Annotated in this window: 18 protein-coding genes and 2 pseudogenes; 12 read left to right on the top strand and 8 right to left on the bottom strand. The window is 67.2% G+C overall.

Annotated elements, in window-relative coordinates:
• Window positions 1-12 precede the first annotated feature (12 nt).
• Window positions 13-342 carry an ArsR/SmtB family transcription factor gene (locus tag VE172_RS12955; RefSeq protein ID WP_324802225.1) on the bottom strand — a complete coding sequence of 110 codons (330 nt, stop codon included), beginning with the start codon at window positions 340-342 and terminating at the stop codon, window positions 13-15.
• Between the two features lie 25 nt (window positions 343-367).
• Here VE172_RS12955 and VE172_RS12950 point away from each other — a divergent pair, with 25 nt between their 5' ends.
• The 3 genes from VE172_RS12950 (at window position 368) to VE172_RS12940 (ending at window position 2,356) form a co-directional block, all read left to right on the top strand.
• Window positions 368-1,156, top strand: a complete 789-nt coding sequence (locus VE172_RS12950) for an SDR family NAD(P)-dependent oxidoreductase (protein WP_324802223.1) — start codon at window positions 368-370, stop codon at window positions 1,154-1,156.
• A 688-nt stretch (window positions 1,157-1,844) separates the two neighbouring features.
• A complete protein-coding gene (locus tag VE172_RS12945) occupies window positions 1,845-2,012 on the top strand; it encodes a hypothetical protein (protein WP_324802221.1) in 168 nt (55 codons plus the stop codon).
• A 194-nt stretch (window positions 2,013-2,206) separates the two neighbouring features.
• Entirely contained in the window at window positions 2,207-2,356 is a 150-nt protein-coding gene (locus tag VE172_RS12940) for a hypothetical protein (protein WP_324802219.1), read from the top strand.
• Between the two features lie 231 nt (window positions 2,357-2,587).
• Here the strand turns inward: VE172_RS12940 and VE172_RS12935 are convergent, their stop codons facing one another.
• Entirely contained in the window at window positions 2,588-5,845 is a 3,258-nt protein-coding gene (locus VE172_RS12935; RefSeq protein WP_324802217.1) for a hypothetical protein, read from the bottom strand.
• Between the two features lie 61 nt (window positions 5,846-5,906).
• On the opposite strand from VE172_RS12935, the gene VE172_RS12930 reads away from it, so the two are divergent.
• The 3 genes from VE172_RS12930 to VE172_RS12920 all read left to right on the top strand — a co-directional run bounded on the left by VE172_RS12930 (window position 5,907) and on the right by VE172_RS12920 (window position 9,274).
• Window positions 5,907-6,068 carry a hypothetical protein gene (locus VE172_RS12930; RefSeq protein ID WP_324802215.1) on the top strand — a complete coding sequence of 54 codons (162 nt, stop codon included), beginning with the start codon at window positions 5,907-5,909 and terminating at the stop codon, window positions 6,066-6,068.
• 717 nt (window positions 6,069-6,785) lie between these two features.
• Entirely contained in the window at window positions 6,786-7,268 is a 483-nt protein-coding gene (locus tag VE172_RS12925) for a hypothetical protein (RefSeq protein ID WP_324802212.1), read from the top strand.
• A 335-nt stretch (window positions 7,269-7,603) separates the two neighbouring features.
• On the top strand, window positions 7,604-9,274 hold the full coding sequence (locus tag VE172_RS12920; RefSeq protein ID WP_324802210.1) for a DUF7927 domain-containing protein: 1,671 nt from the start codon (window positions 7,604-7,606) through the stop codon (window positions 9,272-9,274).
• 89 nt (window positions 9,275-9,363) lie between these two features.
• Here the strand turns inward: VE172_RS12920 and VE172_RS12915 are convergent, their stop codons facing one another.
• A complete protein-coding gene (locus tag VE172_RS12915; protein ID WP_324802207.1) occupies window positions 9,364-9,510 on the bottom strand; it encodes a hypothetical protein in 147 nt (48 codons plus the stop codon).
• On the opposite strand from VE172_RS12915, the pseudogene VE172_RS25810 reads away from it, so the two are divergent.
• Window positions 9,449-9,840, top strand: a pseudogene (locus VE172_RS25810) (IS30 family transposase); the annotation flags it as partial. The gene VE172_RS12915 and the pseudogene VE172_RS25810 sit on opposite strands and share 62 nt — an antisense overlap.
• A 251-nt stretch (window positions 9,841-10,091) precedes the next feature.
• Window positions 10,092-10,892, top strand: coding sequence for a CPBP family intramembrane glutamic endopeptidase (locus VE172_RS12910; protein ID WP_324802205.1), 801 nt, complete (start codon window positions 10,092-10,094; stop codon window positions 10,890-10,892).
• Window positions 10,893-11,365: 473 nt separating this feature from the next.
• On the opposite strand, the gene VE172_RS12905 is transcribed toward VE172_RS12910, so the two are convergent.
• Complete coding sequence (locus tag VE172_RS12905; protein WP_324802202.1) at window positions 11,366-12,331, bottom strand: alpha/beta hydrolase fold domain-containing protein; 966 nt, start codon at window positions 12,329-12,331, stop codon at window positions 11,366-11,368.
• Window positions 12,332-12,351: 20 nt separating this feature from the next.
• On the bottom strand, window positions 12,352-13,122 hold the full coding sequence (budC, locus tag VE172_RS12900) for a meso-2,3-butanediol dehydrogenase (RefSeq protein WP_324802199.1): 771 nt from the start codon (window positions 13,120-13,122) through the stop codon (window positions 12,352-12,354).
• Window positions 13,123-13,246: 124 nt separating this feature from the next.
• Between budC and VE172_RS12895 the strand changes: the two genes are divergently transcribed.
• The gene (locus VE172_RS12895) at window positions 13,247-13,813 is read left to right on the top strand and encodes a TetR/AcrR family transcriptional regulator (protein ID WP_324802196.1); all 567 of its coding nucleotides are present in this window, start codon (window positions 13,247-13,249) and stop codon (window positions 13,811-13,813) included.
• 316 nt (window positions 13,814-14,129) lie between these two features.
• The gene (locus VE172_RS12890) at window positions 14,130-15,122 is read left to right on the top strand and encodes a hypothetical protein (RefSeq protein WP_324802193.1); all 993 of its coding nucleotides are present in this window, start codon (window positions 14,130-14,132) and stop codon (window positions 15,120-15,122) included.
• A 378-nt stretch (window positions 15,123-15,500) separates the two neighbouring features.
• On the opposite strand, the gene VE172_RS12885 is transcribed toward VE172_RS12890, so the two are convergent.
• The gene (locus VE172_RS12885; RefSeq protein WP_324802190.1) at window positions 15,501-18,332 is read right to left on the bottom strand and encodes a helix-turn-helix transcriptional regulator; all 2,832 of its coding nucleotides are present in this window, start codon (window positions 18,330-18,332) and stop codon (window positions 15,501-15,503) included.
• A gap of 121 nt (window positions 18,333-18,453) precedes the next feature.
• Between VE172_RS12885 and VE172_RS12880 the strand changes: the two genes are divergently transcribed.
• Both VE172_RS12880 and VE172_RS12875 read left to right on the top strand, forming a co-directional pair.
• A complete protein-coding gene (locus tag VE172_RS12880) occupies window positions 18,454-19,038 on the top strand; it encodes a dihydrofolate reductase family protein (protein WP_324802187.1) in 585 nt (194 codons plus the stop codon).
• A gap of 103 nt (window positions 19,039-19,141) precedes the next feature.
• Window positions 19,142-20,059, top strand: coding sequence for an NADP-dependent oxidoreductase (locus VE172_RS12875; RefSeq protein ID WP_324802185.1), 918 nt, complete (start codon window positions 19,142-19,144; stop codon window positions 20,057-20,059).
• Here VE172_RS12875 and VE172_RS12870 read toward each other — a convergent pair.
• Both VE172_RS12870 and VE172_RS12865 read right to left on the bottom strand, forming a co-directional pair.
• Window positions 20,056-20,211: a hypothetical protein gene (locus VE172_RS12870; RefSeq protein WP_324802183.1), complete on the bottom strand. Its 156-nt coding sequence runs from the start codon at window positions 20,209-20,211 to the stop codon at window positions 20,056-20,058. The two genes, VE172_RS12875 and VE172_RS12870, sit on opposite strands and share 4 nt — an antisense overlap.
• A gap of 331 nt (window positions 20,212-20,542) precedes the next feature.
• Window positions 20,543-20,904: pseudogene (locus VE172_RS12865) on the bottom strand (hypothetical protein); the annotation flags it as partial.

Here is a 20,904-nt window from a genome sequence, read left to right as displayed (position 1 = left end):
CGCGGGGCCGACCTATCTCAGCGTGACGTCCGTGCCGACGTCTTCGGCGTTGCCGATCACCGTGGACACAAGTCCGGGGAATCGGGATTCCAGTTCCTTGTCGCGGAGCCGGACGAAGCAGCGGGTGCCCTCGACCCGGGTGCGCGTGATTCCGGCGTCCCGCAACACTCTCATGTGGTGGCTGAGGGTCGATTTGGCGATGGGCGCGCGCAGTTCGTTCCAGCCGCGCTCGCTGCCGTCGGCCAGCAGCCGCACCACGCCCAGCCGGATCGGGTCGGCCAGCGCGGCCAGGACCTGGGGGAGGCTGATCTGATCCGCAGGCGGGTGAACGGCGGTTTTCATTACGCGATTCTAACGGTATTGTTCGATGTTCGACGAACAGCGAACAATGGAGTGGTACGTGACAGATCAGGACTTTTCTGGGCGCGCCGTGATCGTGACCGGCGCGGGATCCGGTATCGGGCGGGCGATCGCGGTCGGGTTCGCCCGGCACGGCGCGGGAGTGCTCGCCGTCGGTCGCCGCGCCGCCGCCCTGGACGACACCGCCGCCCTCGCCGACGGGATCGTGCCGCATCCCGCGGACATCCGCGCCACCGAAGCGGCCGGAATCATTGTGGCCGCCGCGCGCGAACGATGGGGGCGCCTGGATGTCGTGGTGAACAATGCCGGGATTCTGCGCGTCATGCCCCTGGCCGAGGCCGACACCGAACGCATGGAGGCGATCTTGTCCACCAATGTCGTCGCCCCGAGCCTGCTAGCCCGGCGCGCGCTGGACGATCTGGAGGCAACCGGCGGCACGATCGTCAACATCTCCAGCACCTTCGGGCACCGACCCGGCGCCGACATCTCGCATTACGCCGCTTCAAAGGCAGCACTGGAGCAGCTCACGCGTAGTTGGGCGCTCGAACTGGCGCCCCGCGGCATCCGGGTCAACGCGGTGGCTCCCGGCCCCGTCGAAAGCGAAGCGCTGTCGGCCGCGAGACTGCCGCCCGAGGCCATCGCGACAGTGAAACGCGATGAGGCCGCCCGTATCCCGCTGCGTCGGCGGGGCGAACCCGACGAAACCGCCGCCTGGGTGCTGCACCTGGCCAACCCCGGCGCCACCTGGGTCACCGGCCAGGTCATCACCGTCGATGGTGGACTCGAACTCGTCTGATCACCAGGACGGTTGGCGAGGCGGTCCCGCCGGTGTGCGACCTTGCGGCGTCTGCCGACACCAAAAGCCATGGCGGAGACCCTCGGCCGGTGCCGCCAAGCCCCCGACCACATGAGCCATGCGCCAACCGCGCGAGAGTCAGTTTGTGTCCCGGTGCTTGGCGACGGGCCACGAACACTGACCTGCGAACGTTTGACCTGTGGAAGTAGGTCACAGAACACGATCGATATCTCCACCGCTGACGGATGTCACTCCAGCCGGAACTCGGCCTTGACGGTCAGCCGCCCGGAGAGTTTTACCTGTTCAGGAAGTTTCCCATGTTTGTCGCGCCCCGCATGGGGCGCTCGCACATTCGCAGGCAAGAAGCCCGCATCGTTCCGTCCTCTGTGGTCAAAACCAGGCCCGTGACAGCATCTTGATAGCAGGACCAGCCAACACCAGGCGGCAAAGTTGGCCCGAAACATCACCCATGCGGGTAAAGGTGGACGTGCGATGGGGCGACCCACGTTGAGGTCCACTTCGGAGTAGAACTGCGACAACTAGCGCCCTCGATGAGGCCGCGTGAACTCGTGACGACGGTTCGGGACAGGCGCGGGTGGGCGGTGCCGGTTTGAGTGAGTCGGTGTAGGGAGTTTACGGGTGTCTGATGTGGTGAGTCAGTTTCTTGTCGCGGCGTTGGCGGTTGGGGGTGCAGCAGGTCGCGGTGGACGGCGAGGAGAGTGCGCTGTTGACCGTGACCGAGCTCGGTTTGCAGGCGTCGCGCGAGGCCGCATCACGGCAGCCGTGTGAGGCAGAAGCTGATGCCGCGGTGATCGGGCGGCAGCGTCGCCAGCAGGCGATCACGCGGTTCGATTAGGTCTACGGACCGCGGGTGGCGATGGCGAAGTTGTGCGCCGAGCACCCCGACCGGGCCGATGTGGAAAGCATCGACGAGGCGACTTCCGAAGCGAAGCAAGCGCCGCTTGATGTTTCGCGCGCTCGTGTGGAGCCGGAGGAGCTGTCGCGCTACTCACTTACGTATGGTTGGCCTTCCCGCGGGCGCACATGCTCGTGGCCGCGTCGCTCACGATCGAGCTGGCCAGCCACATCATCTTTGGGCTCAGCGCGGTGACGCTGATCGTGGTCACCGCGGTACGACTCGGCCGCACCGCGAATACCGAACTGTCCGACAGCACACCGCAGCCGATATCCACCATGTGATCGACGGGCCGCGCTCGGACCAGTCCGAGCGAGCACCTCCGTCACAACACCATTTCTGGGACAGTCCCACGGAAGGCCGCATCTTCGATCTGCTCGGCGGTGAGGCGGGCGGAACCCAAATTCACTGGGGGAATCGGGCCCCACGAATGCCAGGGACGCGCAACCTTAAAGGTCCCGGCAGCAGGGCTGTCGAGACCTTTAAGGTTTGGTTGCGGCGGCGCCGTTTCCGGTTTAGTTCTGGCGGCGTCGCTTGCGGGCCGTCAGGATCAGCAGCATGCCCGCGCCGAGGAACACGGCCGCGGCATTGAGGATCTTCGCGATTGGCGTTCCGGTGATCGGCAACGGGTCGCCGTCCAGCGCCGCCGTGTCGCCCCGGGTGGTGATAGCGGCGCAGGCATGTGCCTTCACGGTGCGCGAGCCAGACGTCACGCTCGCCGTGTTGGACCACCCGTGCCCCGGCCCGCCGCCGCACCGGGCGCGGTCGGCCGACAGGCCCGCGGGCACCGTCGCGTCGATCACGATGGTGTAGGTGTCCATTGTGTCGGCTGGCAACTCCCGACCGGTGACCTGCCTGAGGTTCGCCGTCGGCTTCGAGGTGCCAGAGCCGCTGCCGTCGGCCGCCGAACGCGCCCAGCGCGCCGACTTTGACGTCACGTGCACCCCTTTGGGGAAGCCGAGCCGGTCGGCCAGCGAGTACGACACCGCGGTGGCGTCGCGGTTGGTCACCGTCACCGTGTAGGTCACCGTCCAGTCGCCCGGCCGTGCCCCGGCCGACACCGACTCGACGCGCTTGGCGACCGCCGGAGCGCCGGTTGCCTTGCCGGTGTTGGTGACCGTGCACGTCACCGCATCCGGGCTAGCCGAGACATGAAAACTGCCACCCCGACCATCGCGGGTGGCCGTCAACCCCGGCCGGTCGCAGGCGATCGCCGAGGTGTACGACCCGCGGTTGTGCGACCCCAACGCCTCGACCAGATCGACCGTGTCACCCGAATGGATCGGCGCCGTCGCCTTGTCGACCGACACCCCGTCACCACCGGCCGGAACCCGAGCAGCCACCGACCCGGCACCGGAGCTGGCCTTATCGATCGACAACTCGGCGGTGTCGCCGACGGCGCCGTTGACCCACTTCTTCTGCAACGTCAAGATCGCCTTGGTGCGCGTGTTGGTGAACTCGCACGTCACGTCCTTCGGGTCCGCTGGCACCCCAAACACGCCACTGGTCCCGGACGCGATCGTCTTGCCGCCACAATCCAACCGAGTGCGATAGGTACCGACATGCCCAGCGCCCCACACCTCGTCCAGATCGACCTTCTGCCCGGAGTACACCGTCGCGGTCGCCTGGTGGCCGGTGTCGGCCACCGACCCCGACGCACCCGTCGCCGTCGACGTCGCCGACCCGCCACCATCCTCCGCGCCGTCGATCGACAGGCCCGCGGTGTCGCCCTTGGCCCCGTCCACCCACGTCTTGTGCAACGTCAACGACGCCTTGGTGCGCGTGTTGGTGAACTCGCACGTCACCGCGACGGGATCCGTCGGCACCGTGTACGTGCCCGATCGGGCACCTGCCTGGTAAGCCAGCCCGGGCGCGGTACACGCCAGGGCAGTGGTGTAGGTCCCGGTGTTGTCGGCGCCGAGTTCTTCGGCGAGGTCGATGACCTCCCCGGAACGCACCGGAACCTCCACGACGTCCGCGGAATCACCGGTCCCGCTGGCCGGGACGCCCGCGGTGCCCGCATCATCGCCCGCCGAGCCCTTCGCGGACAGGTCGGCCGTGTCGCCCGTCGCCCCGTGCACCCACGACTTGCGTACCGTCAACATTGCCGATGTCCGCGTGTTGGTGAACGTGCAGACCACGTCCACCGGCTTGTTCGGCACCGTGAAGGTGCCGCCCTGCTCACCGTCGCCGACGTCGAGCCCGGCCTGGTCGCAACTGAGCGTGCTCGCATACGAGCCGGTGTTCGCCGGGCCGGCACCCGGCAGCGCTTCGGCCAGCGTCACCGTGTCACCGGCGAAGATCGTCGCCGTGGCCGTGTCGTCGGACTTACCGGTCCCGCCCTGGGGCGCGGTCGCGATCGCCGATGCCTGGGAATCCGCGGCCGGGCCCTCGATCTCCAGTTTGGCCGTGTCACCGGCTGCCGCGCGGTTCCACTCCTTCACCACCGTGATCTTGGCGCTGGCGCGCGTGTTGGTGAACTCGCACGTCATGTCCTTCGGATCCGCCGGAACCTCAAACACACCGCTTGGCCCGGATCCGATCGTCTTGCCGCCACACGCCAACTGCGCGGTGTAGCCACCAGTCTTGGTGCCGAACGTCTCGGCCAGGCGCACCTTGTCCCCGGGGTACACGGTCGCCGTCGCCTGATGCTGCGTGTCGGTGTGCGAGCCCGACACCCCCGACGCGGTCGAGGTCGCCACCCCGGCACCGCCCTTGGCGCCGTTGATAGACAGGTGCGCGGCATCGCCCTTCGCGCCGTCCACCCATTTCTTCTGCAGAGTCAACGTGGTGGGTTTTGCGGTATTGGTGAACGCACAGGTGATCGGGACACCGGAGGCCAGCGACTTTGGCACCGTGAAAGCGCCGTGTGCATCGGGGTGTATCCCGTAGTTACAGGTCAGACTGGGGGTGTAAAAGTTCGCCCGGCCGGACGTGTCGAAGCGCTCACGCATCTCGACGGTGTCCCCGGCCAGCACATCCATCGACGCGTCATGGTTGTCTCCTCCCGCGGTGCTCGACCCGTCAGCGCGTCGGTTGCCATGCGAAATCTCGAGGTCTACCGCATCACCGGGGAATGCGTGCTGCCACTTCTTGGTCAGCACCACCCGGTGCTTGGCGGGGAAGGTGTTGGTGAACGTACACGTCACACCGGACGCTGGCACCTTGACCATGCCGCCTCTGCCGGATGCGATCGTCTTGCCACCACACGCCAACTGCGTGTCATAACGGTCGACACTGTCACCTTTGAGTATCTCGGCCAGGCGATACTCGTTTCCGGAGTACAACTTCCAGCTTGTCACCGTGTCGGTCTGCGAGCCCGACGCACCCGACGCCGTCGACGTCCCCCCGAAAACACGCCCCTCGTTGCTGTACACGCCCAGATTCGCAGTGTCGCCCTTCACCCCATTGACCCACGTCTTCTGCAACGTCACCGTCGGCATGGTGCGAGTGTTCTTGAAAGAGCACTGCCCTCCAGTCCAGTCGTGCGGAACCGTGTATGTGCCCGTCAGCTCACCATCCTGATAGTCCAAGGCGCCCTGATCCCCGGTGCACTTCAGGTCGGTGGTGTAGGTACCGGTATTGGCGCCGAACGTCTCCGCGAATTTGATCTTCTCTCCGGCATGGACCTTCATACGTGCGGAATGGACTGTCGAACCCGAGGTTCCCTCGCCGAAGCCGGTCGAGGATATTGACTGGTCGGGGTGGCCGGCGGCGCTCATCGTCAGGCGCACGGTGTCGGTCTTCGCGGCGTTCGCCCAGTAGTTGTACAAGCTGAGGTTCTTTTCGTCCCCGTCTTCGGGTGCCGCAGGTGCACTGGAGGCATCGCGTCGGGTGGACGCGTGTTTCTTCGCCTCCGCCGAACCCGTCGCGCTCGCACCAGGCGTCGGCGAACGCTTCGTCGACGACCTCGCACCCGGCCGGGGCGTATGCGACGGCGACGGACTCGGCGTCGCCGCAGACGGCCGCGACGCGGCATCGGGCTGGTTCGTGTGAGCCGCCGCCGTGGCAGGCGCTGCCATCAGCGCGGCCACGGTCGCGACAACCAGACCACCCGTCACCGCAGCCCGCGCGGCAGCGCGGCGTGGCCGACCGCGCCGTGCAACGCTCACCGCACCCGCAGCGGACCGATCCGTTCGAACCGGCCCACCGCCACCATGGGCGTACGCCGCCAGCACGGCACGGACCCAGGAAACCAAGACCATCAGACGCCTACGCACACCCACACCCAACTGTTTGACGAAATCAAGGTGCGTATGACCATACTCAATGGATTACTTTTGGTTACTAATCAACTACTGCAAGTCGCGATCGGGTGAGCTCTCGCGGCAGGTCCGGCCACGGCCGCTCGCGCGGGTGATGCGGCGACCAGTCGAATTCGGTTGCCGCACAACGGATCAGACGGACAATTTCGGCACTGGCGGTGAGTGGTGGCGCCACGTCCAACTCCGCGCCGCCCGCAATGCCAGCCCGTTCGCGGGTGTCCCTATTGGATCTTGTCAAGCGACGGCGGGCGATGCGGATAGGGGTGGCGTCGACGGCTTCGGCCGTCGGGAGTTCCCCCGACATGATCGCCGTCTAGTTCACCCTCCAGTGTGAACTTCAGCGGCACTTCATCGGATATTGCAACTATCCATCCTTGCTCGCAGGTGCCATATACAGTAACCAACTGATTACGCAAGGTGCGTATTCGTGTCGAGAAGGGTGAGTTCCATGCATCGCAAGTCAGCCGCCGCCCTGCTGTTTTTGGCCATGGGCGCCGCCGCGGTCAGCGCCGCACCAGCCCACGCGAGCGACGCGAAGACGTCGGCTCCCGCGCTGACGAACACAGGAAGCTGGGTGTCCGAATGGGAGGGCAAGGGCATCGTCGATCTCAGCATGCGTAATGCGAGCAACAAGGCGATACCCGGCAGCGTCATCACGATCAGCTCCACTCACAAACTCACCAATGTGAGAAGTGACGTCGCCGACTGCAAACAAAAGAGCGGCGACGCCAAGACCATCGAGTGCCGATTCGACGTACCCGCCGACGGCATTCACAACGACAATCAGGACTTCGTCGAGTACAAGTATCCGTGGAACGGCGGCCACTGGAACGAATCCCACATGACCGTAAAGATCAGCGACTCTCACGGCAAAAAGCTGAGCAAGGAGTCGACCTGGGTGGCCGACAACGGCGACTCCATCTTCTTCTAGCCCACACCCGTCGTGGTGATCCGTCTCGTGCGGAACGAAGCCTCCGGGCGCATCGGTTGCGGCACAGCGCAACTGATGCACCCGGAGGCTTCGCCTACCGGCGGATGAAGCCTGAGACGACTACGTGTATGTGACCGGGTCCCCGCGCTTGCTTGATGCTCGCCGCAGCCGAATGGGTGTTGTCGGGCGTGGCGCGAAGTGGCATAAGCCCGGGGATGTCTAGATTGTGTGGCCTGGATGACCGATTTGAGGGAGTAAGTCACAATATGCGAACTATCCGCCGACCGAGACGGACCCTGGCCGCAACGGCGGGTGTGGCCATAATGGCCGCGTCCATGGTCCTCGTGGGTCTCCCGTTCACGGCCACCGCGGCCGCGGCGGGCGAGATCGCGCCGTTCGAGAAAGTGTACGACAAGGCGTTCTACGGGGACTTCGAAACCATCGGCAACGGGGTGCTGGACTGTCCCAGCGGCGCCACCGAGTCCGACTGCCGCGATACCCAGGCGGGCAACGGAAGCAAGAACAACAACGACTTCGTCATGACCAATCGGGACATGGCGAACCTGGGCGGGTTCAACTCCTCGTCGGGGACCGTGAACGTCCCCTCCGGCGCGACAGTCGACTATGCCCGGTTGCACTGGGGCGGCAACAGCGGCACCTACGGCTATCCCAGCGGCTCCACCCGGCAGCGCTGCGACTCCTCGGCCGAGGTTGCCGACACTCCTTCGGGTTCGGCGAAGTCGACTCCGGTGCGGGTCAAGGTGGACGGTGGTGCGACCGAGACCGTGTCGCCGGAGGTGTTCAACGAGAGCGCCGAGTCGGTCAACGGACCGCACTACTACGGCGCCGAGGCCGACGTGACGTCGCTGTTCGACTCCGTCGGCTCGGGCGAGAAGTCCGTGGCGGTGGGCGATGTCTGGGCCCCGACCGGGCTGGGCTGCGTCGGCGGCTGGTCGCTGACCATCGTGTACAAATACACGAATCCCGACCCCGGCACCCAGCAGATGCAGAACTTCTACATCTACAGCGGTCTCGTCGTCCAGCGCTCGGCCGATTCACCCACGGACATCGACATCGACGGCTTCTACGCCGCCGACGACGCCGATTCGCATGCCAGCGTCACCGCCTACGAGGGCGACCGCAGCACCACTGGCGACAAGTTCCTGGTCAACGGCAACAACATCACCGGGCCGACGACCGGCAGCAGTACCAACTTCTTCAACAGCTCCTCCGACGGCGCGGCGACACCGAACAACGCCAACAACCTCAACATCGACGCCAAGGACTTCGAACTGCCACCCGGGACGATCCCGGCGGGCTCCACCTCCGCGAAACTGACCCTGCAGACCAGCGGTGACACCTATGTGGCTCAGCAGGTTGCTTTCGCGGTCCCGGTGCCCGATATGGAGGTCACCAAGACCAGCCAGCCGAAGACGGTCTACGCGGGCGACACCGTCACCTACACGGTCAAGGCCAAAAACGTCAGCAACCTGGACTACCCGAACGCCAAGGTCAGCGACGACATGACCGATGTCCTGGACGACGGGAAAATCACCGACTACTCGGCATCAACGGGCACGGTGGACTTCAATTCGCCGAACATGAAATGGACAGGCGACGTGCCCGCCGGCCAGACCGAGACCATCACGTACAAGGTGAAGGTCAACGATCCCATCTCCGGCGACGGCAAGCTGCTCAACGATGTCGTCGCCGATGGCCAACGGTCCACCAGCTGCGACGACGACTCCCACAGCGCCGACTGTGAAACCAACCAGACCATCAAGGACAGTTCCGATCGTCCCGACCCGGACGACAACAGTGCCGGAAACGGGAGCAACCACGGGGCCACCAAGCCTCACCACGACGGTGCCGACGGCACGAACCCACAGCAGCTGGCCACCACGGGCGGCAGCTACACCTTCATCATCCTGCTCGGCCTGGGCCTGCTCATTGCCGGAGCAGCGACACTGTGGTGGACGCGCCGCCGCCGCACCCAAACCCAGTAACGGTGACCCCGTGACAACCGAGGTTCTCGTGGTTGCCGCAACACCTTGATCCACAAGGGATTGCGATGGATCTTGAGATCCGGGACCGTTCAGGCAACCGAGGGAATCGGCCGTTGACGCAACAGCGGCGGCTTCACCTTCAGCTCGCGCAACAACGTGTGAGCTTTAGGGAAGCCGCCGCGATCGTCGGCAACGATGTCGGCTTGTTCTAAACCGTCGCGGTATCTGAGCGACATCGAACGCGTCCATATCGTGGATCGGTTGCGGGAAAAGGCCAACACCCGCACCGTGCTCGTCACGTGCGGTCGCTGGTACTGCCGGCCGCACGCGGCCCAGGGTCGGCACGATCGGCGCCAACAAGCACCTGCGATACGTCATTCAGGAACACCTGTCGAAGCGGTGGAGCCCGGAACAGATCTGCCACGCTTTGCGCGCACGGTTTCATGCACGTGGTTCATGAGACGATCCGCCAGGACCTATACGTCCAAGGGCGCGGAGAACAACGCCGAGAAGTCACCACAGCCTTGCGCACCGGACGCGCCCGCAGGCGCCCCCATCGTCGGGCTCGTATTCTGGTATTTCTCTTTGTCTAACATCGACGTTCGGACATGTCGCGTGCGCCTGGGCTTAGTTCCTCGTGCCCCAAACCATGCCCGGTCGAATGGTGAAATCGCCGTAGGCCCCGAGATGGTTCAGTTAACGTCCTTCCATGGTGGAGAGATCGTGCCAAGGACTCGTTGGACGAATGGCACCTGGGCGGGCGCGAGCGGTGTGTGGTGCTCAACCGCTGCGGTGGGCAGCGCTGGAGCGGCATCCGGTGGCCGTTTCGGTGCTCATCGTCGTCGCGATGATGGCCCTGTTGCAGGTTGAGAACGTTTTCACCGCGTCGAACGTCTATAAGGATTCGCTCTATGGCACGGTGCTGCGGGCCGCGTTGTGTTTGGCGTTGGTCTGGTTGGTAGCCAGATCTGGTCTGCTCAGCGCGATCGGGCTGACCAGCTCACCGGCATGGCAGGCGGCGTGGTTGTGGTGGCTGCCGATCCTCATGGTGGCCGCAATGACGTTCCTCCAGTTGGCAGCGGTGGGCATCACCGACAATGGGCTGTGGTTGGGACTGTCCGCAGCTCATGTGTTCTTCGTCGGGTTCCTGGAAGAACTGGTGATCCGCGGAGTGGTGCTGTTCTTGCTGGTATACGCCTGGCGCGAGCGCACGTATGGTGTTGTGGCCGCTGTGCTGGCGTCTTCGGCTCTGTTCGGCGCCGCCCACATTGTCAACTCCGCGTTCGGGGGCGACGCGCCATGGGGCGAAACCTTGCCCCAGGTCGGTTACGCCTTCCTCATCGGCGTGGGGGTGTCGGGGCTCGTCCTGCGCACCAACACGCTCTGGCTGGCGATCGTGTGGCACGCGGCCTTCGATTTCGTCGGCATCGGCCTGGTCGGGCCGTCCGCTGAGACCGTGACCGACAAGGCGATGGACACGACTCCGACCGCGCAATCGTCTCTGGGGCAGATGGCGCCATTCGTCATCCTCTTCGTCTACGGGCTCATCCTGGTGCGTCGCCGCAAATCCGTCGCCGAGCCGGTGCCATCGCCCACGGCACCGGCGCACGGGCTGTGAGTCTTATACGGCTTGCTCCCGCGCCGCCGCTGTCCAATCCCGGCGTCTGGATACTAAGGACTGTTGGACACCGAAGGGGCATGGCGAACCCTGCCCGGATGGTCGTGGCATGCCTAAACGTCGAGGTTAGACACCGTCGGCGGTATACAGGTGTAATCGGGCGGGAGTCAGTCCGGGAAACAGCCACAGTGCACCGCACGATTGCCAGGTGCTGGGGGTGGCACCGACTTCGGCGATAACCCGATCGCGCAGACGATCGCGGTCGGTGCCGACCTGTCACGAGTGTGCCGGGCGATCGCATCTCGCCACCAGCGCGAGCGGTGAGGCGAACTGCCCCGTTCTCGGGCTCGGAGCCATGGCAGGACCGTGGGACAACAAGGGCGCGAGTCGGTCGCGTCCGCCTGGCGGCCACCTTTCGAAGACGAACGGGTCCTCGAACCCGGCGCCGTCCGCGGATGTGTCGACGGGGTTTTCTACCCGTGGAGGTGGCGGCGCAGGTAGTCGTGCCAGGTGTGTTCGAAGGTCTTGGCGACGGCCGCGTTGGGAGCGAACACATCCCAGGCATGGAAGGCGTGGGCGTAGAGGTGCAGATCGACGGGGACGCCCGCGGCGATCAGCCGCCGGGCGAAGTCGATGTTCTCGTCGCGGAAGACGTCGTACTGGGCCACGGCGATGAAGGTGTCCGGCAAGCCGGCCACATCGGTGGCACGGCCGGGCGCGCTGTAGGGGTGGACATCGGGGGTGCCCGCGCGGTCGCCCAGCACAGCCGCCCAGGCGTACTCGTTCTCCCGGCGGTCGTAGATGCCGAGGTCGACGATCTCGTGGCTGGACGGGGTCTCGTTGCGGTCGTCGAGCATCGGGTAGTTCAGCGACAGCAGCCGCGGTCGGCGGTGTCCGCGGTCGCGGACCATGAGCGCGGTGGCAGTGGCGGGCGCCCCGCCGCCGCTCGCGCCGGCGAGACCGATCCGGTCCGGGACGATCCCGTGTTCGAAGGCGTGCTCGGTGAGGTGAGTGAAGGCGAGGTAGCCGTCCTCGGCCGCTCCCGGGGCCTGGGTTTCGGGCGCGAGGCGGTAGTCGACCACGGCCAGCACGATGTCGAGTCGCAGGGCCATGGCCGCGGCGTACACGTGCGCGATGGGGTCGTGGGCGCTGCCGAGGACCTGACCGCCGGCGTGGAAGTAGAGAAGGGACGGACGGGGCCGGTCGATGGTGTTGGGGTGGAACATCACCACGTCGAGCACGGTCCCGTCCTCGCGCGGGATGCTGAGCGTGTCGGTCTTGACTCGCGGGTCCGGGGCGGGGACGGGGAGCTGGGCTGCGGCCGCGTCCATCTGCGCGCGGAAGGCGGGGATGTCGGAGAAGTCCAGCAGGGAGCCGTTGGGGGTCTTGGGCATGGAGTCCAGCGCGGCAGCGAGTTCGGGGTCGATGTCGTATGCCATCGTCGTAGTCCTTTCCGGAATCAGAACAGGGAAGGCTGGCCGCTGCCGGCGGTGATGCCGCCGTCGACGGGCAGAATCGCCCCGGTGATGAAGCGGGCGTCGTCGGAGGCCAGGAAGGCGACCGAGCCGGCGATGTCGGCCGGGGTGCTGTGGCCGCGCAGCGCCCGCCGCTGGTTGAACCGCTCGATCAGATTCCCGGCGTCGGGGTGGTCGGCGGCGTGTTCCTCCCCGATGGTCAAGGAGGGGGCGACGGCGTTCACGCGAATGCCGAACCGGCCGAGGTCGTGCGCGAGCCCGCGGGTGAAGTTGACGACGGCGCCCTTGGCCGCGTTGTAGGCGGTGAGCATCCGGTCGCCTCCCAGGCCGGACGCCGAGGCGATCTGCACGATGCTGCCCCGGGTCCGCTTCAGGTGCGGCAACGCCGCCAGCGCCCCGAAAAAGCAGCTGTCGACATCGGTGCTCATGACGAGCCGCCAGTCGTCCAGGGTCATCTCCCCGAAGTCCCTGCCCAGGCCCAGGCCCGCGTTGGACACCAGCACGTCCAGGCCCCCGAACCGGTCCACGGCGGCGTCGATCATCGCCCGCACCGCGTCCTGGCTGGTGACATCGGTGGCCACCGCGAGCGTTCGCTCGGTGCCGAGCTCGGCCGCGAGCGTGTCCAGCCGGTCCTTGCGCCGTGCCGCGAGGACCACGTTCGCTCCCTCTTGGGCGAACCGCCTGGCGATGCCGACCCCGATCCCGGAGCTGGCGCCGGTGACGACCACCGTCTTTGCGTCGAATCGCTGTTCCATGCGAGATTCCTCTAACCCTATGCGTCATAGTCTGACGATCTTTACGTCATACTCTGACGAATTTAACGTCAGAGTATGACACTAACGCGTGTCATGGGCTGACGCAAATTGATAGGGTCGACTCATGCCAAGAAGTGGGGAAGCGGTGCGTCGGCGGCTTCAGCAGGCCGCACTGGAACTGTTCGTCGAACATGGCTTCGACCAGACGCCGGTCGAAGCCATCGCCTCTCGAGCAGGCGTGACCGAGCGCACCTTCTACCGCCACTTCGGCGACAAACGCGAGATGCTCTTCGACGGGGAAACCGAACTGCGTGACCTGCTCGTCCAGGCCGTCGCCGCCGTCCCGCACGGCACGAAACCGCTGCCGACCCTGCGCGCGGCCTTCCACGAGACGGTGCCCCTGTTCGAACGCAACCGCCCACTCACCGAGCCCGGCGTTCGCCTCATCGCCGAAACCCCCGCTCTCCAGGAACGCTCCCTGGCCAAGCGCGCCCTCCTGGCGAACGCGCTGACCGATGCCCTGCAGGCCCGCGGCGTCGACGCCCGGACCGCGCCCCTGTACGCCCAGGTCGCCATGGACACCTTCGCCGTCGCCACCCACCGCTGGATGCAGGAACCGTCGGTTCCCCTCCACGACCAGCTCGACCAGGCCTTTCGCGAACTGCGCCTCGCCGCCGCAGCTCTCAAGTAGCCCCACCGCCCCGCAAGGGGAGCCACAACCGTGGGAAACGGCTTCCGCCCGGAGTCTCCGCCACCCAGTTATGGACACCAAGGGTGGATCCACGCCAGTGGCCATTGCCTCCCGATCCCTTGGTGGCGGCGGCAAAGTCCATGCGCACGCACGTGTCATCCGCGTGTTATCGCCTGCTCCTAGGGTCGGGGTTCGTACACGAAGTGGCGGACTTCGGGTGTGCGGCACGACGGCGAGGACTGGAAGGTGAATCGTGCGGTGGTTCAAGGCAACAGCGAGCGGTGAAACCTCTGGTCGACGACTGTCCCGTCGCACGATGCTCGCGCTCGGCGGCGCGGCGGGAGTGGCTGCTGCCGGAGGGTGGTCAACTGGCAGCGCGCGGGCGCGGGAGGCGGCGGGCACCGATCGGGCGTTTGTCCTGCATTTCGACTGGAGCGAGCCGCCGAAGCTCAGCTACGGCGCGGGGTGCCTGGTCGTCGTCAACTCGTGGGGTTCGCGGCATTTCCCGCAGGACATCCTCCAGATCAGGACCCAGGACGCCGAGGTGCTCGAATACACCTTGCCGGTCCACGACTACCCCTGGGACGACGGCACGAACGACGGCATCGGTGAGCACGTGCGCTTTTACACGGGTAAGGACGGCGACGTCTACCGGCGCAGCGACATTCCGACCGAGTGGTACTGGGACCCGGCCGACCCCGACCGCGTGGTGGTTCCGGCGTACGACGGTCGAGTGATGGATCTGCGTCCGGACAGTCCGTGGCTCAATCACCTGTTGGACGACTACTACCCGTGGCGGCTGGCCGATTCGGCCTGGGGGTTGGACGGCTTCCAGCTCGATGTCCTGGGAGACGGCTACCTGGGGTGGGTCTCCGGCGCGTCCCAAGCCGAGCTGGACGAGATGGCCGAGGGGATGCGCTGGTTCATGCGCGCGATCCGCGACGTGGTCGGCGACGAATGCATCCTGTTCAACAACAACTACTGGCTCGACGACAATGCCCATACCGACGGCATCATGCTGGAAAACCACGCCGGTGACGAAATCGGCGACGACTTGTGGGTCGCGGCCCTGGCCCGGGTCACCCGCACCACCCGGCGCCGCAATGTCACCACCAACCCGGTGGCCGCCGACGCCTGCGAGTGGGCGAAGGTGGAGGGCGTCGACCACGCCGGATATTGGATCGACAGCTACGACATCGGACCCGATGTGCCGTTCGGTCCCTGCGGGCTCGGCAACAACGGCTGGCCGGACAGCGCCAACCACATCCACCTGTGGGACTCCACGACCTTCCGCAACACCCCGAGCTAGATCGTCGACAGTGGATTTCCGCTCGGCGGTCAGGCGAATACGATGCGAACAGCGTCGGTCTTGGGCAGGAGCGGCGGTTACGGACCCTGGAGCACCGCTTTGACGCCGAGCTACGGCAATCCGCGCCACCAACTGTAGTCCACAATGGGATCTACGAAGTCGCGACCGAGTCAAGGCGTCGACACTCCACGTGAATCAATTCTGGACGGAGGTGCTTGACCTGCGGCAGGGCTGCGAGCACGATCGCTCGAAGACGTCCCGTGTGGATTAAGGTGCCGCGAACAAGGTTCCATATCGGTTGACACCACTGGCACCACATCCATCGACTGTCGATCGTCCATAACGGACCCACGTCGTCGCGGCCTGTTGAGGTAGACGTCAGTCTTCGGTCGCGGCTGGGATCAGGCCGTCGCGGTGCGCCACCGCGACCGCCTCGGTCCGGGTACGGACGTTGAGTCTTCGGAAGATGCTCGCGACGTGGGTCGCGACGGTGTGGGGTGAGACGAACAGTTCCTTGGCCACCTCCGCGTTGGACAGTCCACGTGCGACGACCCGCAGGACGGCGAGTTCGCGTGCGGTCAGGCCGTGTGCCCCGGCCGACGCGGATCGCGGGCCGATCCCGGCGCGTTCGGCCAGGGCCTCGATCTGGCCGAGCAGGGGTGCCGCACCCAAGCGGTCGGCGAGTTCGCGCGCCTCGGCCAGTCGTCGCCGCGCTCCGGGTTTGTTGTTGCCGGCGACCATCGCCGCGGCGCCACCGATCAGGGCTCCCGCCAGCTCGTATGGATCCCCGACGTCGCGCCAGGCTGCCACGGCGGCGTCCCAGTCGGTCCGGGTGCCGTGCTCGGCCGCGGTGCAGGTCAGCAGGGCGGCGGCCGCCCGCGGCGACCGCGCCACGCCATCGGACAGCATCCGCCGCAACGCATCCAGCTCGAGCTTCGGCGCCCGGCGTCGCAGCCGTTGGTAGCTGGCCGCGGCGGTCAGCACCGAAACGACCTTGTGGTCGAAGACCTCGCCGGTCGCGGACAGCCGCGACAGGTAGCCGGACAAGACGAGGTGCGCGCCCGCCAGATCCCCGCGGAGCGTGCGCAGCAGGCCCCGTATGCCGACCTGCAGCGGCGCGACCTCCGGCGTCCGCTGCTCGCCGAGGATCCGATCAACCGCCGCGAGCAGGTCGTCGGCGTAGGCGAACTCGCCGCGCCGGACCGCCACCATGGCGGCGGCGAGCCGCAGGTACGCGTCGTACCGGGGCGGCGGTGTCTCGGCGAGCGCGTTGTGGACCACCTCGACCATCTCGTCCCATCGGCCCAACTGGTAGAGCCCGTATGCCCTGTTCTCCGCGAGCATGCTGCCCCGTGCTCGTGTGCGGCCCCAGCGTTCGGCGAACTCCTGGCCCGTCTTGAGGAGTTCGACGGCCTCCTCCATCCGGCCCGTCCGGTACAGCGTCAGGCCGTCCCACTGGACCGCGGTCAGGTAGAGGTGATGGTCACCGACCGCCTCGGCGATGGCCTTCACCCCGGCGTAGCGCTTCGACGCGGAGGCGGGATCGCCGTCGCGGTCGTCCGCCCAACCCAACGGGAGCAATGCCCAGGCGCGCAGGGTGTCATCGCCGAGGCGCTCCGCGATCGCCAGCGCCTGCTCAGCGCACTGGCGGGTCCGGGTTCGCTGCCCGTCGAGCGCCAGGACGTAGGCCAGCCAGGACAACAGCAGGCTGCGCAGCGCATCGTCGGTCCCGCTCTGGACGAGGTCGACGGCGCGGACGAGATCGTCCACCCCCGTGGATCCGGCCCGGTTGAGCAGCAGGCCCCGCCAGCCCAGGAAGCGCGCGGTCCGGTACGCGTCGGTCTTCGGATCCAGCTCGGTCAGCGCCTCGGTCGCGTAGTCGGCGCCCCGCTCGGACCGGCCGGTCGCCAGCGCGGCCTCGACCGCCGCCGCAAGCACCTCGACCCGGCCCGCGCGGCACAGGTCCGCCGGCCGGTCGACGTCCGGCCACAGGGTCAAGACGCGGTCGAGAAGGCGTAGCTGCTCGTCGTATGCGTGCTGGCGGCCGGCGTCCGCGGCGGCCTGCCACGCCGCGGACAGAGCCATCGCCGACTCCCCGGCGGCGAGCCAGTGGTCCGCCAGCGCGATGGACGACCCCGGGCGCTCGGCCAGCACCCGGGCGAACCGAGCATGGAGCCGACGGCGATCGCCCGGAAGTAGCGACCCGTACACCGCCTCACGGATCAGGTCGTGCCGGATCGCGTAGCCGTCGGCGATCACCACCAGTTGGTTCCGGTCGATCAGCTCGCGCAGGGCCTCGTCGCTGTCGCCGTCCCGCACGCCGGTCAGCACGTCGTCTGACACTCGTCCACCGGCGACGGCGATGGTCGACAGCACGCGCCGGGCGTCGGCCGACAGGTCGGCCACCCGGTCGAGCAGCAGTCTGGTCAGACCCGCCGAGGTCGGCGAACCGGAGGCCCGCAGCGCCTCCACGAACAGCGGGTTTCCGCCGCTGCGGCGGTGGATGTCGCTACACACCGCGGGATCGGCCGGGCGGCCCTCGATCGCAGCCACCAGCTCGCCGACCTCCCGCCGGTCGAGCGGGGCAAGGTCCAGCTCGGTGACGTCCGCCAGTCGGCCAAGCTCGGCCAGCAGCTGACGGGTCGGATGACCGGACGGCAGCTCACCGGTCCGCACCGTGCCAAGAACGAGGACGGAACAGGCACCGAGGTTGCGCACGAGGTAGACGAACAGTTCGCGGCTGGACGGGTCGGCCCAGTGCAGATCCTCGATCAAGACCACGACCTGCCGCTGCCTTGCCGCCCGCTCCAGCAGTGTCCGGACCTCCTCGAACAACCGCAGCTGTCCACCCGGGGCCGCCGCCAGCGACAGCTCGGGCAGCCAGGGGGCCAGCGCCGAACCGTCGGTCGGAAGCTCGGCCCGGAACCGATCCGGGCCCCACTCGCCCAACAGGCCGCGAAGCACGGCGACGAACGGGGTCCAGGGCACGCCGCCCGCGCCGAGCTCGAGGCATCCGCCGCGAAGGACGAGCGGGTCGCCGTCCAGGTCCGCGACGGCCTTGGCGACCAGCCGCGACTTGCCCAAGCCGGCTTCGCCCGCAACCAGGATGGTGGCCGACCGGACCGTGCGGGTCCGCTCGGATGCCACTTGGATCGAGGCCAGTTCAGCGGCCCGACCCACCAGGACCGGACTCACCATCGCGATCGGCATGGTGCCCATCCTCGCACCCCGAACCCGGACCCGATCTGGTCAGATCTGCCGATGTCCCGGATGGGTCCGGCAGGTCACAGTTAACCCACCACAAAGCACCGCACCTCACAAGGAGATCCTCATGCGAACCGTGACAGGCAACATCACTCTCTCACTCGACGGCAAGATCAGCGGGCCCGGCGGCGACTACGACATGAGCTGGATCGTTCCGCACGCCGGCACGCCGGGCTCGCTGGACCACATGATCAAGGTCACCACCCCGGCGACCACGGCGCTGCTCGGCCGCAAGAACTACGAGGGCTTCGGCGGCTACTGGCCAAGCGTCGTCGACGACGAGAACGCACCCGAGCAGAGCCGACGGTTCGCCGCCTGGCTGAACGACGTCGACAAGGTCGTGTTCTCCACCACGCTGACCCAGACGCCTTGGCACAACAGCCGACTGGCGGATTCGGATCCCGTGACCACCGTCAAGGAACTGCGCCGACACGACGGCGGGGACATCATCGTGCTGGCCAGTTCGAGCATCATCCGCGCACTGCTGGCGGCCGACGAACTGGACCGACTGTCCATCACCCTGTGCCCCGAGCTCGTCGCGGGCGGCGCCAGCCTCTTCGACGAGACGGTCGCGGCCGGCAGCTGGACCCTCACGTCCTCCCACGCGGCGGAGAGCGGGGCGCTGTGCCTCCTGTACGAGCGAACCCGCTGACACGCGGCACAAGACGGTGAACGGGCCGGGAAGGCGCCATGCTCTGGCACTGTTGGTAACTGGTTGACCGAAAGCGCCGACTGGATGCATGGAGGTGTGCCTGATGAGGGCGATCGTGGTGACGGACGAGGCCGCGGGAACGGCCGGGATGACGCTGGCACAGCGGCCGGAGCCCGAGGCGGCGGGCAACGACGTCCTCGTTCAGGTTCACGCGTCGGGATTCACTCCCGGCGAGCTGACCTGGCCCGGGACCTGGACCGATCGCCTCGGACGGGACCGTACGCCGTCGATCCCCGGTCACGAGGTGGCCGGGGTGGTGAGCGCTCTCGGCTACGGGACGAGAGGTTTGTCGGTCGGGCAGCGGGTGTTCGGGCTGGCGGATTGGACCCGCGACGGCACCCTCGCGGAGTACGCCGCCGTCGAGGCCCGCAACCTCGCGCCGCTGCCGGGCGACATCGACTTCGCCGTGGGCGCGAGTGTCGTGATGCCGGGGCTGACGGCGTGGCAGGGGCTGTTCGTGCACGGCCGCTTCGCGGCGGGGCAGAGCGTTCTCGTGCACGGCGCCGCCGGAGCGGTCGGCTCGATGGCGGCGCAGCTCGTCCGCGAGGCGGGGGCTCACGTGATCGGCACCGGGCGTGCCGCCGACCGTCAGGCGGCGCTGGACTTCGGCGCACAGGAGTTCGTCGACCTCGACAACGACGCGCTGGAGGACGTCGGCGGCGTCGATCTGGTCTTCGACGTGATCGGCGGCGACATCGGGAGGCGATCCGCGGGCCTCGTTCGCGCCGGGGGCATGCTGGTGACCATCGCGGGCCCGCCCGAGGCGCGGCCTGCCGACGGCCTGGCGATCGACTTCGTCGTCGAGGCCGATCGCGCGCAGCTGGGTGAGATCGGCCAGCGGGTCCGTGATGGACGGTTGCGGACGAACATCGGCGACATCGCGGCCCTCGACGATGCCGTCGCCGCCCTCAACCCGACCGATCGGGTCAGGGGAAAGACCATCATCCGCGTTCGTCCCTAAGGGACCCAGCGCACCTCGCGCAGGGGCGCCCAGTGCTTGCGGTGGTGGCTCAGGAGCACCACGGCCAGGATGATGACGGTGGTGGGCCACATGATGAGCGCGGTGATGGGTATCCACACGGGTATTTCGTCGATGTACGAGAACAACACCAATAGCGGGATGATCCCGACCAGCGGCGACAGCCAGCCGAAAAGGTAGGTGCGTACCCCCCTCCTCGGCGTTCAGGAGGGAGCGTCCCGCGATGTCGTATCTGATGGATGTCTGGTTGAAGTCGGACGGCCCAGGGCCGAGTTCGCGGAGGTAGAAGCGCTCCAGCGGAATGACGGGAAGACCGCATATCTGGAACCAACGGGTGGCGAAGCAGTACCCGCTGGCGTCGGTGCGGGTGAAGCCCTTGAACGCGAAGCCGATCCCGCCGTAGCTGGACAGGCTCCCAGGCCCGCGGTGGGTCGGGGATATCGGCCAGACGTCCTCGACCATGGATCAAGCGTAGGGACGCGGGACGAGACCAGTCCCGTGGCCGTGGCGCGGATTCGCGGGACTGCGGGCGGGGACGGCGCCGACGACGGTGATCGTCAGCGGTGTGCCCGCGAACAGTCGCGCCAGATGCGACAGCGCCGTGGCGATGGTGCCCTCCAGCAGGACGCGGCGGACGGCACCGCGATCGCCCCGGCGCCCGGCACCCAGCAACAGCACCAGGCCGATCCCCTCGGTGATGGCGGCGATGACGCCGATGGCGGTGAAGTCGCCGAACACGACCGCGAGGTAGATGGGCCATACGAAGAAGTGGACCAGGATGCCGGCGTTGTAGGCGAAGTTGGCCGCCAGGTAGCGCGCCGGGGCGG

It is taken from the genome of Stackebrandtia sp., assembly GCF_035643755.1.
Lineage (GTDB): Bacteria > Actinomycetota > Actinomycetes > Mycobacteriales > Micromonosporaceae > Stackebrandtia.
The sequence above is the reverse complement of the archived record's forward strand: the minus strand, read 5'-3'. Positions and strand labels throughout refer to the sequence as shown.